Annotated in this window: 13 protein-coding genes; 9 read left to right on the forward strand and 4 right to left on the reverse strand. The window is 69.0% G+C overall.

Translation table 11 applies throughout. From position 1 onward, the window contains the following. Positions 1 to 112 precede the first annotated feature (112 nt). The gene (locus CLT74_RS02460; protein ID WP_099845084.1) at positions 113 to 463 is read left to right on the forward strand and encodes an STAS domain-containing protein; all 351 of its coding nucleotides are present in this window, start codon (positions 113 to 115) and stop codon (positions 461 to 463) included. Then, on the forward strand, positions 460 to 879 hold the full coding sequence (locus CLT74_RS02465) for an ATP-binding protein (protein ID WP_486581928.1): 420 nt from the start codon (positions 460 to 462) through the stop codon (positions 877 to 879). Before CLT74_RS02460 ends, CLT74_RS02465 begins: the two co-directional genes overlap by 4 nt. 46 nt (positions 880 to 925) lie before the next feature. Here CLT74_RS02465 and CLT74_RS02470 read toward each other — a convergent pair whose 3' ends face one another. Then, positions 926 to 1,111, reverse strand: coding sequence for a hypothetical protein (locus tag CLT74_RS02470; protein ID WP_099845085.1), 186 nt, complete (start codon positions 1,109 to 1,111; stop codon positions 926 to 928). Between the two features lie 205 nt (positions 1,112 to 1,316). Between CLT74_RS02470 and CLT74_RS31070 the strand changes: the two genes are divergently transcribed. Continuing rightward, positions 1,317 to 1,667, forward strand: a complete 351-nt coding sequence (locus tag CLT74_RS31070) for an SbtR family transcriptional regulator (protein WP_486581929.1) — start codon at positions 1,317 to 1,319, stop codon at positions 1,665 to 1,667. Positions 1,668 to 1,825: 158 nt separating this feature from the next. Here CLT74_RS31070 and CLT74_RS02475 read toward each other — a convergent pair whose 3' ends face one another. Together CLT74_RS02475 and CLT74_RS02480 are read right to left on the reverse strand one after the other, a co-directional pair. Next, positions 1,826 to 2,620 (reverse strand): endonuclease/exonuclease/phosphatase family protein, encoded by a 795-nt coding sequence (locus tag CLT74_RS02475; RefSeq protein ID WP_486582689.1) that lies wholly within the window; start codon positions 2,618 to 2,620, stop codon positions 1,826 to 1,828. A gap of 207 nt (positions 2,621 to 2,827) precedes the next feature. After that, positions 2,828 to 3,376 carry a hypothetical protein gene (locus CLT74_RS02480; protein ID WP_143697024.1) on the reverse strand — a complete coding sequence of 183 codons (549 nt, stop codon included), beginning with the start codon at positions 3,374 to 3,376 and terminating at the stop codon, positions 2,828 to 2,830. A 356-nt stretch (positions 3,377 to 3,732) separates the two neighbouring features. On the opposite strand from CLT74_RS02480, the gene CLT74_RS02485 reads away from it, so the two are divergent. The 5 genes from CLT74_RS02485 to CLT74_RS02510 all read left to right on the forward strand — a co-directional run bounded on the left by CLT74_RS02485 (position 3,733) and on the right by CLT74_RS02510 (position 13,774). Next, complete coding sequence (locus CLT74_RS02485) at positions 3,733 to 4,863, forward strand: NucA/NucB deoxyribonuclease domain-containing protein (protein WP_486581930.1); 1,131 nt, start codon at positions 3,733 to 3,735, stop codon at positions 4,861 to 4,863. A gap of 945 nt (positions 4,864 to 5,808) precedes the next feature. After that, complete coding sequence (locus CLT74_RS02495; RefSeq protein ID WP_099845090.1) at positions 5,809 to 7,683, forward strand: Hsp70 family protein; 1,875 nt, start codon at positions 5,809 to 5,811, stop codon at positions 7,681 to 7,683. 29 nt (positions 7,684 to 7,712) lie between these two features. Continuing rightward, positions 7,713 to 9,641, forward strand: a complete 1,929-nt coding sequence (locus CLT74_RS02500; protein ID WP_143697025.1) for a hypothetical protein — start codon at positions 7,713 to 7,715, stop codon at positions 9,639 to 9,641. A gap of 329 nt (positions 9,642 to 9,970) precedes the next feature. Further along, on the forward strand, positions 9,971 to 12,952 hold the full coding sequence (locus tag CLT74_RS02505; protein ID WP_143697026.1) for a BTAD domain-containing putative transcriptional regulator: 2,982 nt from the start codon (positions 9,971 to 9,973) through the stop codon (positions 12,950 to 12,952). 408 nt (positions 12,953 to 13,360) lie between these two features. Continuing rightward, entirely contained in the window at positions 13,361 to 13,774 is a 414-nt protein-coding gene (locus CLT74_RS02510; protein ID WP_486582690.1) for a nitroreductase/quinone reductase family protein, read from the forward strand. A gap of 144 nt (positions 13,775 to 13,918) precedes the next feature. Here the strand turns inward: CLT74_RS02510 and CLT74_RS31075 are convergent, their stop codons facing one another. Further along, a complete protein-coding gene (locus tag CLT74_RS31075) occupies positions 13,919 to 15,013 on the reverse strand; it encodes a DUF3885 domain-containing protein (protein WP_486581931.1) in 1,095 nt (364 codons plus the stop codon). Between the two features lie 264 nt (positions 15,014 to 15,277). On the opposite strand from CLT74_RS31075, the gene CLT74_RS02520 reads away from it, so the two are divergent. Beyond that, positions 15,278 to 16,270 (forward strand): DUF1152 domain-containing protein, encoded by a 993-nt coding sequence (locus tag CLT74_RS02520; protein WP_099845093.1) that lies wholly within the window; start codon positions 15,278 to 15,280, stop codon positions 16,268 to 16,270. Positions 16,271 to 16,277 lie beyond the last annotated feature (7 nt).

Consider the following 16,277-nt stretch of genomic DNA (forward strand, 5'->3'; position numbering starts at 1 on the left):
GCACCTTCAGCCAGGGCCGCCCGCGCAGGTGATTGACACTGTGATGCGTGCCGAAGATGCTGACAGGGCTGATCGCCGCCGACTCCCACTCCCGGAAGGGCCTGCGCCTGCCATGTCAGACTTTCAGGTGCGTACCGCGACGGAGGCGGACAGGATCGTCGTGTCCGTGGCAGGTGAGTGCGACCTGCGCCATCGCGACGAATTGAGCGCCCTGTTGCATACGGCGGTACAGGCCACCTCGTTGGTCGTGGTGGACTTGGCAGCGGTGCGGTTTCTGGACTCCAGCGGTCTGCACGCGCTTGTCACCGCTCGGCAAGCGGCGCGTCAACGCGCCGGAAACGTGTACGTCGTCAATGCCACGGGAACGGTCGCGAGGGTCTTGGAGATGACCGGTGTACTGCCACTCCTTCAGCCACCCCCGCCGTCTGACAGCGACCCCGCCCTCCCATCGGAACCCATGTGACCGGCTACCGACACGAGACGATGCACAACGCACGAGTGGTCGCTTACGGCGATGTCGCCGATCTGCCCCTGGTCCGCGCCTTCGTGCGGAAACAGGCACACCGCCTCGGCTTGCCAGTGGACCCGGTTGAGGCACTGGCGGTAGCCGTCAGCGAACTGGTCACCAACACTCTGCAGCACACCACCGCCGGCGGGCAGGTCCGGATCTGGGCTGACGACGCCTTCGTGTACTGTGATGTCAGCGACAGCGGTGCGATGCGCACCTTCGGTCGAGCCATGCCAGCAGCGGATGCCGAACGCGGACGGGGCCTTGCCATCGTGGAACGGCTCTGCGATGGCGTCACCGCGTTCGGCGAATCGGACTGCACCGTGGTCCGTCTTCGTTTCGTAAGGCGGCCTTCAGCGGCACCGACGTAAGACCGTGGCAGTGCCTCGATCGCCGCCGACGGACTGGATCGCCTTTTCAGCGCTTCGCCCGGTCCCGGGTGAGGCAGAGCAGGGCGATGTCGTCACGTCGTGGCGACGGACCGACGTCACCGGCCAGAATGTGGTCGAGGATCTCTGAGCTGTGCACTGCCGTGCACAGCTCTTCCAGGCCCCGGTCGAGTGGGTGGCTGCGGTCCTCGACGAGTCCGCCGGTGTACAGCATCTGCTAGTGGGTGACGGTAAATGTCGACCACGAGGAACCCTCAGCCGGGCAATCCGCTCCACAAGTCGACAGCAACTGCACCTGTTCCTGGATCTGGGCAAGAGCCCGGTCGGATGCCCTGAGTCGGACCGGTGGGAAACCTTGATCGCACTCACCTGGTCGGTACCCCTCGAACAGTCCTTGTAACCGAGCGTGGCGGCTGTCAGTGGCTAAGCCCGTACACGCGTCGAAGGATCATCGCGGTCTGCTCGCCGGTTCCGGGGTGGACATCCGGTTTCCGGGCGCGCTAGTTCACCTGGAGGAGGCGGTGGGCAGGCTGATGGAACAGGCCCAGGTCGCCGGAGTCGTCGCTGACTCGGTACGGCTGCCCGAGGTGATGGCGCTCCTTGCCCGCGCGTGTCAAGGGTGTTCGATACGGCGGATCGGACCAACAGTTGCAAGCCCGTGCGCTCGCGGTCACCTTCACTGGCCTGAAGCGCGACTGACCGTCATCCCCGCCGATCCAGCATCTGCACATCGGCCAGATCCGCGCCCCAAAAAGAACGGCTGGGCTTAGCAACAGCATCACGCCAACGTCACCGAGGCGGATCGCCGCCAGGCCAGGCGGTGTGCCGCAGAACGTAGACCGAACTCGACGCCTGTCACGTAGCGCGACCATACGGTTGGCGGCTAGAAGGGAACCTTGAACGGTCGGTGCCGATGACGGCTGTGACCTTATAGCTGCAGGTCGGCGACCACCGCGAAGTGGTCGGATGGGTACCGCCCGTTGATCGGGTGGTCGCCAGCTAGGAACACCCGCGGTACGGTGATCGTGCTGTCGACGCGGCCGGGGCGGGCCAGGATGTGGTCGATGCGGCGGTCGATTTGCTTGCTCGCCTCCAGTGGTGCGTCCGGGACGGCGGAGCTGAGCGTGACTGCTTTTGGGTCGCCGCCGCCCGCTGCCCAGGTGTCGACCATCACGTCGAGCAACGGAGCGAGTTCGGGCTGGTCTACTGCGGCGTTGAGGTCTGCGAGGAGCAGTACCGGTAGCCGGCCGTCGAGCCGAGGATCGGTGGCGAGCGCGGCGAGGGCTCGGCTCTGCGCGAGCTGGTCGGCGGCGTAGGCGGGCTCCCACTCGATGCAGGAGACGATCACGTGCAGCGGCCCGTGCGGGTGTTCCACAGTGGCCAGCAATGCGGTCGGAGGTGGACCGGGCCGTTGGCCGTGCGGCAGGTCGTGGACCTCGATGGCACGGACTGGCCATTTGCTGATCAGGCCGATTCCCATGTCGATCCCAGCCTGTGTCGGATCTTCCGGCGGGTTCGGTAGTGGTGGAAGCGACGTCGGCGCGAACACTGCGGCCGCCGCGCCGAGCCGGTCGGCCAGTCGCTGTGCCTGTGTGGTGCCGTCGCCGGCCCAGGTCTCGACCAGCCCAACGACGTCAGGGCGGACCTGCTCAAGCGTTGCCGTGATTCCCGACTCTCGCTCCTGCCACGCACCGCCGAACCGCCACCAGAGGTTCCACATCATGACCCGCACAACGTTGACACTAAAGGCGGAGGCGGCACTCATCAGCACGAGCGCGCACAGCGGGCAGCCTGCGTGTGCCACGATGCGGGACCACCTCTGCTGGCTGCCACGCAAACTCGGCGGCAGGTCAGGATGCCTGACGCACCTAACCGACCTGCGCCTGCGGTCTGGCCGACGCGTTCAGATGTTTGCTGCGGCGTAGAGCACCTACCACAGCGCCGCACTCAGGGCACCGCTTGAGATGGCCACAGTAAGCAGCGTTGCCCAGACGCGCCGCAGGCGGTGCGCCGTGCCCGGCCAGGCCAGGACGACGATCGGAAGCACGATCTTGACGAGTTCCCCGACCACAACGCCTCGGAAGAACTCTGCTTGGTGCGGGTCGGACACGGTCAACAGATGCCAGGGCGGTGCCAGCATCACGGCCTGCCAGCCCTCGCCAGAGAGAAGGCCGCATACCGCCCCCGCAGCCAGCGCCGAGGTCGACACTTTGCCGACTCGCACGATATGGCCGAGCAGCCCGAGCACCGGTCCCCCGACGAGAGACCCGGTCAGCCACAGCGCTGTCATCATCGCAACCGAACGCAGCCCCAGCAGGTCGGCCGACGTGCCCTCCTCCAGGGTGCCCCCACTCCAGCGACGACTGACCATCAGCATAAGCAGCCAATAGAGCAGCGTGGCCAGTACCAATAGTGCGGTAGCACCGCCAACCGCTCGTTCTGCCGTGGCAGCCGAATGGCCGACCAGGAACGCCGCCAAGCCCTAAGCGAAACCGCTGCTGGTCAGCGGGGCGCGATCAAGACCTGCCCCACATTGGCAATGTGGGGGGTCAGGGGTCCGAGTCCCCACGGCTCCACCCGATTTTTGTGCGGGTCAATCAACGTCAGTCATCGACCGGCGCGCCGATTGCTCGTGATCTCGTGGTCACAGGTATGGTCACGCAGCGCCCCACACTGCACTTCGACGATCGGTGTTGAGACTTCGTTAGAAACGGTCTCTGGCCAGGGATCTTTCTACTGCTTTGGCTGTCTGGGCGTTGTCGGGGCGGAATGTGGGGCGCAGAACCGTGTGGTACCCCAGTGCCGGCCCGTACCGTCAGATGCGGCACGACCGATGTGCTGGCGTACCCGCATGGTGCCCGACGGGGTAGCTGGCCTGGGTGCGAGTCGCGCGGATTGAGGACCCGAGGCTCAGCGATCGTCGGCGCGATTGAGGCACAGTGCGGGGCGTCGGAAACGGTTGGGTGGACCGTGCCGCCCTGCCACCTCGGCCATCGCAAGGTCGAGTTGCGCTGTAGGGGCTGTAGCACGGCGATCGCCAGCGTTGAATTCGACTACACGCTGGTCGGCATCGCACAGAACGGCACCCGCCAGGTCGATTTCTACCTCAGCTTCGACGGCTGGAAGGCGCTCGGGGGCGCCGAACGGGAAACCACTCCGATGCGGGTCAGCCTCACCGGCTGCGGAAGCTTGATCACCTGCAACCCGTCCGGTGCCGAGGTCAGCCAGCCGCTCGGTCAGTGGGCGGCGATACCGAACATGTGGGTAACCATGACCTCGCCGAACAACACCGGGATCGGTAACGACTACCGGGCGCAGGCGCTGGTCCGGCTCAACATGGCGATCACTCCCGTCAACCCGCAGATCGATCCGTGGATCGAAAACGGCATGACCACGGCCGACATCCGATTCGACTCAGCCGGCGCCGTCGCCGGCAGACACCACGGAGCGGTCTTCTCCGACGTCATTCCCACGTACGACCTGGCGGCAATCGCGCGAGCCGACAACGGGGAGTCCAGGGTCGAGGAGTCGATCCAGCACATCGACGACGCACTGCACCACCCGGTGCGAACCTGGCCGTCCTTCCTCGGCAAAAGCCCACCCGGCGAGTACCGGCCGGAGCCCGGTGCCAATCAACGGCCGCTACACCGCCTGGTCGACAGCCAACTGCAAGCAACCAACCGCGACTGGGCCGGCAAGGTCTGCAGAGATGTCTGGGGCGAGGGTTCGGCCACCCCGAACCTCAACTGCGACGAGTACCCGATGGCCTCGACCCGGGAGGGCGCGTACACCGGCAGCGGCGGAGCGGACGGCAATCCGGACGGCTGGAGGACCTGGCACGGCTCAGCCCGCCTGATCAGCGAGATAGACAATCAGGAGTCCGGGCAGCGTTACCTGAACATCGGCTTCTACCAGCCGCAGCGCATCATCGACGGAGACGCGTTCTTCGTCGCGATCAGTAGGTGAACAGCGGCGGTGGTGCCCCTTTCCGGGGGGCACCACCGCCGCTCAGCAGAGAGGCTCGACGATGGGTACGGCGGCAGAGGCCGTGGTGGCGACGTACGAAGGTTTGGTCCTGATACGGGACGTCGGTGTGGACACCCGCGCCGACGAACGTGCGGCGTTCCAGGCGGCGCGGATCCCGGGCAGCCGGGGCGGAAAGATGATCGCCGCCGCCGGGACGGTGCTGCACATCCGGTGTGGGCATCAGCTCACCCGTCCGTGGGTGCGGTTGGCGATGCACGAAAACGAGGGACCGTTCCGGCTCACGGTGGTCAGCGGCCGAATCGGCGTCGACACCGACGAGGGGATCGTGTGCGAGATGTCGGTGACACCCGGGACGTACCGGGTGATGGTCGAGCATCAGGGTCGGGAGGAGGTCCAGACGGCGGCGCGCGAGGGTGGAGACCCGAACCCTGTACGCCGACGCCGCAACGACACACGCCGCATGGCGACGGCTGGACGGGATCGAGCGCTTCCGGGTGCACCTCTGGCCCGAATGACGGCAGCCGGAGGCGGAGGCCCTGCCGCCTCCTTCGCAGGGACTTGCCCGCGACCCTGGTCCATCGCCCTCACTACTGTCGTGCGATCGCGCTTGCGTCCCGGCTCATCCATCGGAGTCAGGACAGTTCGCGGATGAACGGCGTTAAGAGCAGACCCAGCTACCTGCAGGCACTGCCTAGTATGCCGATCTTGGTGGTGGCGGCGCCCAACCGTTACTACGTGTGGACCTGCACGCCAAGTTCCAGCACCGGTCGGTTGCTGCGCCCAGCTCGGCTTTCGCCATATCAGGAGGCGTGGGTCGGTACGGTGCCTCACCACTCCGCGATCACTCGGATCCGGCTTCCCGCTTAGCTGCTCGCTGTAGTTGAGGCATGACGTGAATGTGATCCTCATGTTTGACTGTCGGGTATGCGAGCGGGGCAGGCGCGGCTGGCGATCGATTGTGGAAGCGCCACGACGACCGCGGTCCTGGCCTGGCCGGACGGATCCTGGTCACCGCTGCTGTTCGACGGAGACCCGGCGCTACCCAGCGCCGTGCTCGTCACTGGTGATGGGTCGGTGGTGACGGGGCAGCGTGCGTGGCAGGCGGCCACCGCCGATCCACAGCGGTTCATACCCCGCCCCCGGCGCCCCGCCGACGAGCAGATGAGCGTGGCCGACATGCAGGTCGCACCCGCGGACCTGGTGGCGGCGACCCTGCGGCGAGTCACGGATGAGGCCCGGGCGGTGGCCGGCGGGCCGGTGGAGGATGTGCGGCTGGTGGTGCCGGCGGGGTGGGGGCCGCGTCGGCGGACGTGGCTGCGGCAGGCCGCCCACCGCGCCGGGCTGGCGCAGCCACGCCTGGTGGAGGCGCCGGTGGCGGTGGCCTCGGACGCCCTGGCCTCGGGTGTGCAGCTGCCGGTGGGATCGGTGGTGGTGGTGTGTGACCTGGGCGCCGGCGTGGAGGTGAGTGTGCTGCGGCGCGGCCCGGCCGGGTTCGAGGTCCTGTCGACCCTCGCCGACCCCGATGCCGGTGGTGACGCCATCGACGCCGCGTTGACCGCCGCCCTGCTGCCCGACGGGGTGCCGGTGGGGGATGGGTGGGTGTTGGCTGCGAGCCTGCGCACGGCGAAGCACGCCCTGGTGGGGCATGCGGCGGTGGCGGTGCCGGTGCCCTCAGGGCCGGCGGTGGTGCTCAACCATCTGATGGTGGAGCAGGCCGCCCGTCCGGTCCTGGTGAGGGCGGCGGGCCTGGTGCGTAACGCGGTCGACGCCGCCGAGGTCGACCCGACCACGATCGCCGCCCTGTGGTGCGTCGGGGGTACGGCGCAGATGCCGCTGGTCGCCGACGTGATGACTGCGGAGACCGGGTTGCGGCCGCTGCTGGTGCCGGATCCGCTGGTGGCGGCGGCTCGCGGCGCGGCCGACGCCGGCGGCCTCACTACGGAGCAGACGGCGTCGGTGGGGGAGCCGGTGCCGTCGGTGTGGCGGGCGGTGGCGATCGGGGTGCCGGGGTTCGCGTCGCTGGCGTTGGTGTCGCACGCGCTGTTCACGCCGACGTGGCATTCCGGGCTCATGCGGGAGTGGGCGTTCATGAACTGGGGTGAGGTGGCGATGGCGTCGGTGTTCGCCGTGATCGCCTGCCTCGCCGCCGGCACCGTCCTCGGTTCGTCGCTGGCCTCGCGTACCGACAGCGGGGTGCCGCTGTCACCGGCCGCGCAGGTCGCCACCGGCATCCTCACCTCCGCGTGGCTCGGTGTCGCCGTCGTCGGCATGTACGCGGTGGTGGGTGCCCAGTACATCGGCACCGAACTGGGGGCGTTCCTGCGGTGGACTTTGGTCCCGGTCGCGCCGATCCTGCTGGTCGCGATGGTGCTGGCGCTGATCGCGTTCCGCCAGTGGCGTACCCCGCGCGGCGGCTGGTCGGAGTTCCTCGCGTTTCCTGTCTCGTCGACGCTGACGGCCACGGTGGGGATGATCCTGGTCCAGTGGTCGCTGCCCGCGACCTATGCACCCGGCATGGAGGTGTGGCTGGGGCTGGGGAGTCGTCTCGGTGGTTTGCTGATCGGGGTTGGGGTGATCACCGCGTTGGTGTCCGGGTGGTGGTTGCGGCTGGTGATGGGGGTTCCGTTCGCGATCCTCACCGCGACCCTGGTCGGCCGGTACAACACCGGGACCGTGGCTGGCCTCTACGTCGTGGCCGTCGCGGTGTGGTGGCTGGCTCGCCTGTGGACCCGCATCCTCTACACGGCGCCCACCCAGCCCCGAGGCAACCTTGTCCCACCCGGCCCATCACGTTCGTAGTGCGCACGCCGGTAGGGGGTGAGGAGAGAATGCGGTGGCCGCGGCACGTCGCGTCGCTGCTGCTGACCGCCGTCCTGCTGGTGGGTCCGCCGATCCTGCTGGTACGGATGGTGGGCTGGCCGTCGGTCGACTCACCGCGGGTGGCGCTGTGGCAGTGGGTCCGTGACCCGCTGACCGAGCAGAACCTGCTCCTGCTGCTGGTGGGGCTGGCCTGGCTGCTGTGGGCCTTCGTCGCCTACCTCGTCACCGCCGCGACCGCGACCCGTGTGTGGGCCGGCGTGCGGTGGCTACGCCGCCTGCCACTGCCCACCCCGTGGCAGGCCACCGCCACCGGCATGGCCGGCGCCGCCGCCCTGACCATCGCCACCCCCACCACCCCCACCCCCGACGCCAGCCGCGAGGGGACAACCACCACCACTGGCACCGGCCACGACATCGTCGAACAGGCCGACACCGCCCACGGTGTCGCCGTGCCGGGCGGGTGGCTGCCCCGCGACGTCGCCGAGCAGGTGAGCGCCGCGGCCGGGCTGGTGTGGCTGCGACGCCGCCGCGCCTACCGCCCCACCCGCCCACACCGCCACACCGAGGACGCGGAGGACCTGGCGCCGCTCCCGTCCACCGTCGCCGCCATCCAGGCCGCCACCGGCCGCCGACCCACACCACCAGTGCCCGTCCCGGCCGCATCGCTGCCGCCGGTCGGATTCCCACCCGCCGGGGTCGGGCTGACCGGCCCGGGAGCGCGGGACGCTGCCCGCGGACTGCTGATCACCGCGCTCCTCGCTGCCATGCGGCAGAACACGGTGGAGTTGGTGATTACCCGCCGCGCCGTGGACATGCTGCTCGGACCGGCCGCCCCGCACCTGCGGCCCGGGGCAGGGTTGCGGATCGTCGACACCGCCGCGCACGCCACGACCCTGCCGGCCGACGTCACGCCCGCCCTGCCAGACGGCGCCGAAGGTGGCCGGCGGGTGCTGATCCTCGACGAGCCACCCCCGAGCAGCCTCGTCACCGGCGGGGTGACGTCGGTCGTGCTGACGGCATGGCCGCACGCGCCGACGTGGCACGTCGAGGCAGGCGGCCACACCCACCCCTCCGACACCGCAACCGCCGGCCCGCGGGTGTGTGTCCTCGATGCCGTCGCCACCACGGACCTGCTCACCGCCACCGGCCATCTCCACCCACCGACACCCGACACCCCCACACAACCTGAGCCGCAGGTACGGGTACCGCGCCCCACAGCCCCACACCGCGACACCATCCACCCCCACAAGCGGATGCTGGTGCGAGTCCTGGGTGAACCGGCACTGCTCATCGACGGCACGGCCCTGACGGTGCGGCGCACCGCCGCCCGGCAGGCTCTGGTCTTCCTCGCCGTGCACCCCGACGGGGTCGACAGCCATCTCATGGCCGAAGCCCTCTGGCCAGGACTACCCGGCCAGCGGCTCACCGGACGCCTCTACACCACCCTCAGCGAACTCCGCACCGCCGCGCGCACCACCGGCCTGCCCATCATCGACCGCACGGGCGACCGCTACCGTCTGCACCCTGACCACGTCGACGTCGACCTGTGGCACTTCCACCGTGCGGTCGACCGCGCCGCCGCCATCCTCACCGACCCCTCCACCGCCTGGCAGGCCGTCGTCGACGCCTACACCGGCGACCTCGCCGCCGGACACGCCTGGGCATGGCTCGATCCGCACCGCGAATCCACCCGCCGCCACGTCCTCGACGCCTACGCCGCCCTCGCCGCCGCATCCCACCCACGCCAGGCACTGGCCTACCTACAGGACGGCATCCGCGTCGACCCGTACAACGCCGACCTGCACCACCGCGCCGCCAGCATCCTCACCAGCCTGGGTGAGCACATCGCCGCCGCCGACCTGACCGACCGGTACACGCGGCGACTCGCCACCGCCGGTCTCACTGCCGAGGGCACGCTCATACGCGGCAGCACCTGACCGCCAGCTCGGTCCCGCACCGCAATACCGTCCCGAATGGCACGTGGCCGGGCCTCATCCGATCGACCGGGCGCGGTGAAAGCAGATGGGGCGGCTGCCGGCGTGGTCGCCGCATCACGGTGCTCGGGCCTGGTGTCAGCAACCGCGACCGGCCCTCAGCGGCGAGGCCAATATGGGCGGCACCGGGTCTGACCTGCGGTTGTAAGGTCGTGTTAGACGGTGTGAGGTGCTGTTAGACCCGCACCCGGCCTCAACCGCCCGCCTTTCTCCTACGTTCGGTGTCACGACCGCATCGGTCGCCCCGGATGAACGACGCAGGGGAGGGCAGCGTGAAACCACCGGTCTCGACAGCGGGGGTCGCCGCGGTCGTGCTCGCGGCGGCGCCACTCGTGCTGCTGTATCTGGCAGGCTGGCCAACGCCCACGATGCCATCTGACAGCCAGCTGCGGGCGTGGCTGCAACAGCCCCTGACCACCGGGTTCCTCACCACAATGCTGCAGACCAGCGCCTGGCTGCTCTGGGCCATGCTCGCCACCGCCATCGCCCGCCGCGTACACACGGCCCTCACGGCTCGGCTGCGATGGCGGATCGCGCTGCGCATGCCGGGACCGATGCAGGGCCTCGCGGCCGCGCTCCTCGGCGCCACCGCCGTCACCTCCACCGCGCTACCCGCCGCCGCGCACACCACCGCCACGACCGACACGACGCCCGACAGCCCGCCAGGTGAGGACTCCCTCGCCCCGCGGAACGACGCCGACCTGTCCACCTCGGACCGCCTCGGCGCGGGCGGGACATCACCAGCGAACACCGGCCACAGTGCCGGTGACAACACTGGTGGTCAGGAGAACGCTGCTCGACGCGGCACGTCCATCTCCGCCAGCGCTGTCCACGCGGCGAGCGGAGCACCGGCGGCGACGCGGCAGACGGACAGCCACCGGGACAGAACAGCGTCCGGGCAGACCTACACCTGCATAGTGGAACGCGGAGACAGCCTCTCAAAGATCGCCAAAGAGTGGCTCGGCGACCCCAACAGGTGGCCCGAAATCTTCGCCCTCAACCGAGGCACCCACTTCCGCGATGTCGGTGGCACGCTCACCAACCCCAACCTCATCTACCCCGGCTGGACGCTGCACCTACCCGATGACGCCACACCACCGACCACCGCACAACCGCAAACCCCGCCAGCACCCACCCCGCCACCCACACCGAACCAGACACCCACAGCGACCCCACCACCCGCCTCCACCGCCACACCAGACACCGCGCCACCCGCCCCGCAGCCCACGACAGCGCCATCAACGCCGGCCAACCCCGACCCCGACTCCGTGGTCGAACGTCCGCCGGCCACCACGCCGTCTGCCGCTGCGACCTCCCTGACGAGCACACCTGCCCCGAGCAGCACCACACCGACCGCATCCCCACCGTCCGAGGACCGGCCGAGCGACGACACCCACGGGGTCAGCCTTCCCGGAGGTTGGGTACCCATCGGACTGGCAGCGGCGCTGGCCGCCGCAGCATCCGTGGTCTGGCTGCGACGCCGCAGCCGCTACAACCCCATCACCGATCCCGACCCGGCCCACGATCCGACCCTGCAACCGCTGCCCGCCGTCATCAGCCGGCTGCGCCGAGCCGCCCGCGAGCAGGCAGCCGACCTGGTCACCCCACCCGCCCCGCAGCCCACCGTCCGCGACATCGCCGAAGGCACACCACCGACACCAACCCCGACCGGCCCGTCAGGCCCGCAACTCGCCGGCCTGCCACAGCATCCCGCCGACGGACTCGGGCTCACCGGAGCAGGCGGACCAGACGCGATCCGCGCGATGCTCGTCGCCACCCTGTCCTCCGGAAGCCCCGACGACCCCGACGCCCGCGGCCACATCGTCATCCCCGCCCCCGCGCTGGCCGACCTGCTCGGCGGCAACGCCATCACCGACCTCGTCGGCGTCATCCCCCGCCTCCACGTCGCCGCCGGCCTGGACCAGGCTCTCGCCCACCTCGAGGCCCAGATCATCCATCGCACCCGCGCTGTCACCGACGCTGACGTCACCAACCTCGACGACCTCCACCAAGCCGACCCGCACCACGAACCGCTCCCACCGATCATCCTGATCACCGACCTACCAGACACTGCGATCCGAGCCCGTCTCTGCACCGCCCTGCACCTCGGCCACCCCCTCGGCATCACCGCCCTCATCGCCGGCGACTGGCCCCCCGGCATGACCCTCACCGTCGCCCCGGACGGCACCACCACAGACAACGACGCCGAACCCGGACCCAAACTGGCCGTCCTGGACAGCGACACCACCCTGCAACTGCTCACCGTCCTCACAGAGGCACACACCGGCGACCCCGCCAACCCACCACCCTCATCGAATTCGCAACACGAGCAGACCGCCCCTGCGGCAGACCCGGGAGCCACCACCGACCTCGCAGCGCCCGTCACCGCTGAAACCTGCACCAACCAGGCGGACATTGCCCACCAGCCGCCAACCGACAGCCCCGCGCCGCCAACACCCGCGGCGAACCGCACGCAGGCGAAGGTCCGCGTCCGGATCCTCGGCAACCCCGCGATCATCGGCGCCGACGGAACCCCGGTAACGGGCGTCCGACGGGCCAGCTACGAACTGCTCACCTACCTCGCGGTCCACCGCGACGGCGCCGACATCCCCGACATCGAAGTCGCCATGACCCCAGACGCCACACCCCGCCGCGCCCGCGACCGCCTCTCCACCAACGTCGCCAACCTCCGCAACCGGCTCACCACCGCCGCCGGACTCAACCCAGGCGACAACACCCACACCTTCAAACCGGTGGTCAACCCCGGCGGCCGCTACTACCTCGACCCCAACCTCCTCGACATCGACTGGTGGCGAGTCCTCGACGCCACCAGCCGCGCCGGACGCACCACCGACCGACAAGCCCAACGGGAAGCACTCGAAGAAGCCGTCAGCAACTGGGGCGGCCTACTCCACCACGACTACGAATGGTCCGACGGCCCGCAACACACCTGCCGACAAGTCGGCGTCAACATCCACGCCCGCCTCGCCGTCCTGGTCGCCGACACAGATCCCGCCCGCGCCCGCGACCTCCTCGACACGGCATGCACCATCGACCCCATCAACGAGGAAATCGCCCGCCTCGCGATGACCGCCCACAGCCAGACCGGCGACACCGCAGCCGTGCGAACGCGACTCACCGCACTCACCCAGGCGCTCCAGACAATCGACGAAGAACCGTCCGAGGAAACCCACCGACTGGCCCGCCGCCTGCTGCACCCCACATCACCCCGAACGGACAAACGGCCGACGTAGCTCGCCGGCCTCCGGCACGTTGCGCAGCACCAACAACTGGTGTCGGTGTACGCGTTCCCGTGCGAAGCCAGGTACGCCCGAGGTACACAGGCCGGGATGTCCGCCACCGCGGCTCCGTCGGCGACTGCGGACGCCCCACTGGCCTCCCTCCGCAGCTCACGCTGGGCTATCAAGTAGGCCAGAGTCGATGCGCTCGGATCGCGGCTATGAGCGGGCGTTGACTTGATCGGGTGGGCAGGCCGGCTGTCGTCAGAGCGTTCGGCGCCACCGGCCTGCCGCTGGCTGCCGTTCGCGCGTGACAGCGGCCAATACGATGGGCGAGTGACCGAGTCGGACCTGGGCCCTGCGAAGAAGCCGTGGTTGCCGCGCCGTTGGTTCATTCGGCTGTTCTGGTCGGCTCACCGGGGTGTGTTCCGGCGATCCGGCGGCCGGGTCGGACTGTCGCGTCCACGCGGCAACCGGTACGGAATGCTGCGCCTGACCACCGTCGGACGTCGCACCGGCCAGCAGCGCAGCGTGATCCTCGGGTACTTCGAGGACGGCGCGAATCTGGTCTCGCTGGCCATGAACGGCTGGGGAGATCCCGAACCGGCCTGGTGGCTCAATCTGCAGGCGCACCCGGACGCGACCGTCGACCTGGTCGACGGGCCGCGGCCGGTGCGCGGGCGTGCTGCGACCGGCGACGAACGGTCGCGGCTGTGGGCCCGCTGGCGTGAGATCGACAAGAACCTCGATGGCTACGCGGCGCGGCGGTCATCCGAAACTGGGGTGGTGGTCCTGATGCCCGGGCCCGGCTCGTCTGAGGCGTCGCGGGGCACCTGATCGACTGGCTCTTGCTGGATGGGCTGATAAACAACGTGTTCATGGACGTGGATACCAGCGGCCGGCGCACACCGCCGCCTTCAGTGACGAGTGCTTTCGCGGCATGACAGTACGTCCGATGGGTGGCCGAGCGGCTGGTGGGGATCAGAGTCCGGCGGGATGGCTTGACAGCCATTCGCGATGCCGGTCACGTAGGACATCGCGTTGTGCGGTGTCCGTCAGCAGCGCGTCCGCGCCACCGTCGTAGGGCGCGTAGAGCCATGCCAGATCAGGCGGCGCGATGATCACATAAGCAATCCGGTCGTCAGCGACTTCACGAAGCAGTCGATCGAGGCGACCGGGTTTCCAGGCGACGTGGTTGACGTAGGTGTGGGCGAAGGCGAGTTCGGGATCGAGGTCTGACCAGGACAGCACCGACCAGCATTCACCGTCCGGTAGCAGATCGTGCAAGATGGGCGTTCGACGTCGGGGCACTGGCGTGAACGCTACTTCCAGCGTGATCACGAGCAGGTCAGTGGTATCGCCGCGAAGTTCATCGAGAATGGTGTTGTGCCGGTGCAGGATGGTGGCGTACTCGGACTCGCTGTCGGCGTAGCGCTTTGAATCAGGCAGGCTATGGAATCGCACCCAGTGGTCATCCAGCCGCTTGAGGTGATGGCTGATGGGTGCGACCTGCGGCCAACGGGTCTCCCAGAGCTCCTGCAGACGATGCCCGTCAGCGCCTGGTGGGGGCCACACTCGTACCTCGCCGGAGGGCACCAACTGCCGGCCCGACAGGAAGACCTCCCGCAACGCGATCACATAGGGATCGTCGCTCGGTGCATCCGGGTCGGCGTCGAAGACCACAATCAGCGGATCGTCGTCCCACTCCCAGCCCTGGATCTCACGCCAGATCCGCAGGTTCGGATGCTCGACCTCCCGGCATGCCTCAGCCGGCGCCAACATCCCGATCGCCTCCGCAAGCTGCGCCTGCCCCAGCCGCACCGAACCGCTGCCACCACGCCAACCCGTGACCGTGGCCAGCACTGCAGCCGATAGCACGTCCTCACGCACGTTGACCCGCACGAACCCGATCTCCCGCTCCAGAACCACGGAGGCGATCGTCCCGTCCAGGCTGTGCTCGATGACGCGAGGAATGAAGCCGACGCCATGCAGCACCGGCCTCTCCCAGCCCAGACCCTGCTCACATCGCAGCAGCGCTTCCTCGATCTCCCGAAGCGTCGACCACCTCTGCAACATGCCGAGATCATCGCAAACACGATGACCCCCGGCTGCTGGCCGCCGCCGAGGGCCGGGGCGATAGCGATCGAAGGTGACCGACCACCAGAAAGATTTAGAAGGGGACAGCTCGGGATGCCCGCTCCGCCCGACCCAGCTACCCGCAGCGACCGCGCTGATCGCTGAACGCGGATGGCGGCATGTGCGTGCACCCGTTCGCTGTTGCTCGTCGCGGTGGGGCCGCGTGGCTTGGACAGCAGGGGCTTGGTTGATCATTGAGCGGTGATGAACCCTGCTGTGCTGCCGGCCGACCCGGGTGCGTTCTCGTTGGCCGTTCCGCCGCTGTTTGCTGCCCTGGCTCCGGCGCGGAGCATCCTCATCGCCGGAGCGGGCGGCGGGTTCGACGTGTACGCCGGCCTGCCCTTGGCGTTCGCTCTGTGGAGCCGCGGCGCGCAGGTGCACCTGGCCAACCTGTCCTTCTCCCAGCTGGAGTTGATCGATCGTGACGCGTGGGTAGCGGAGCACGTCGCGGCAGTGCAGCCGGACACCACCAGCCCGGACTGGTACTTCCCCGAACGGACGCTCGCCCGGTGGCTGGCGGCTCAGGAACTGCCGTCGACCGTGTACGCCTTTGCGCCGCTCGGTGTCCAGCCGTTGCGGGCGGCGTACCGTTACCTGGTCGAACACCTCAACATCGATGCGGTCGTGCTCGTCGACGGCGGCACCGATGTCCTGCTGCGCGGCGACGAGGGCGATCTCGGCACCCCGGTGGAGGACATCACCAGTCTGGCCGCCGTCGCCGCGCTGGACGTGCCGGTCAAGCTGGTGACCAGTCTCGGTTTCGGTATCGACGCCTACGACGGCGTCAACCACGTTCAGGTGCTGGAGAACCTCGCCGCACTCGACCGTGACGGCGGCTACCTCGGTGCCCTGTCCATCCCCGGATCGAGCCGGGAGGCGGCGCTGTACCGCGATGCTGTCGCCGACGCCCAGGCCGCCACCCCGGACCGGCCCAGCATCGTCCAAGGACAGATCGCCGCCGCTACCAGCGGCGCGTTCGGAGACGTCCGGTTCACCCGGCGCACCGGCGGCGGCGACCTGTTCGTGAACCCGCTGATGGCGATCTACTTCACCGTCAGCCTCGACAAACTCGCCGCCCGATGCCTGTACCTCGACCGCATCGAGAACACCGTCGGCAGGCGACAGGTCATCACGCGCATCCAAACGTTCCGCGACGAACTCCTCAGCGCGCGTATCCCCCGCGCATTTCCCCACTGAACACCCC

Source organism: Verrucosispora sp. CNZ293 (assembly GCF_002754655.1).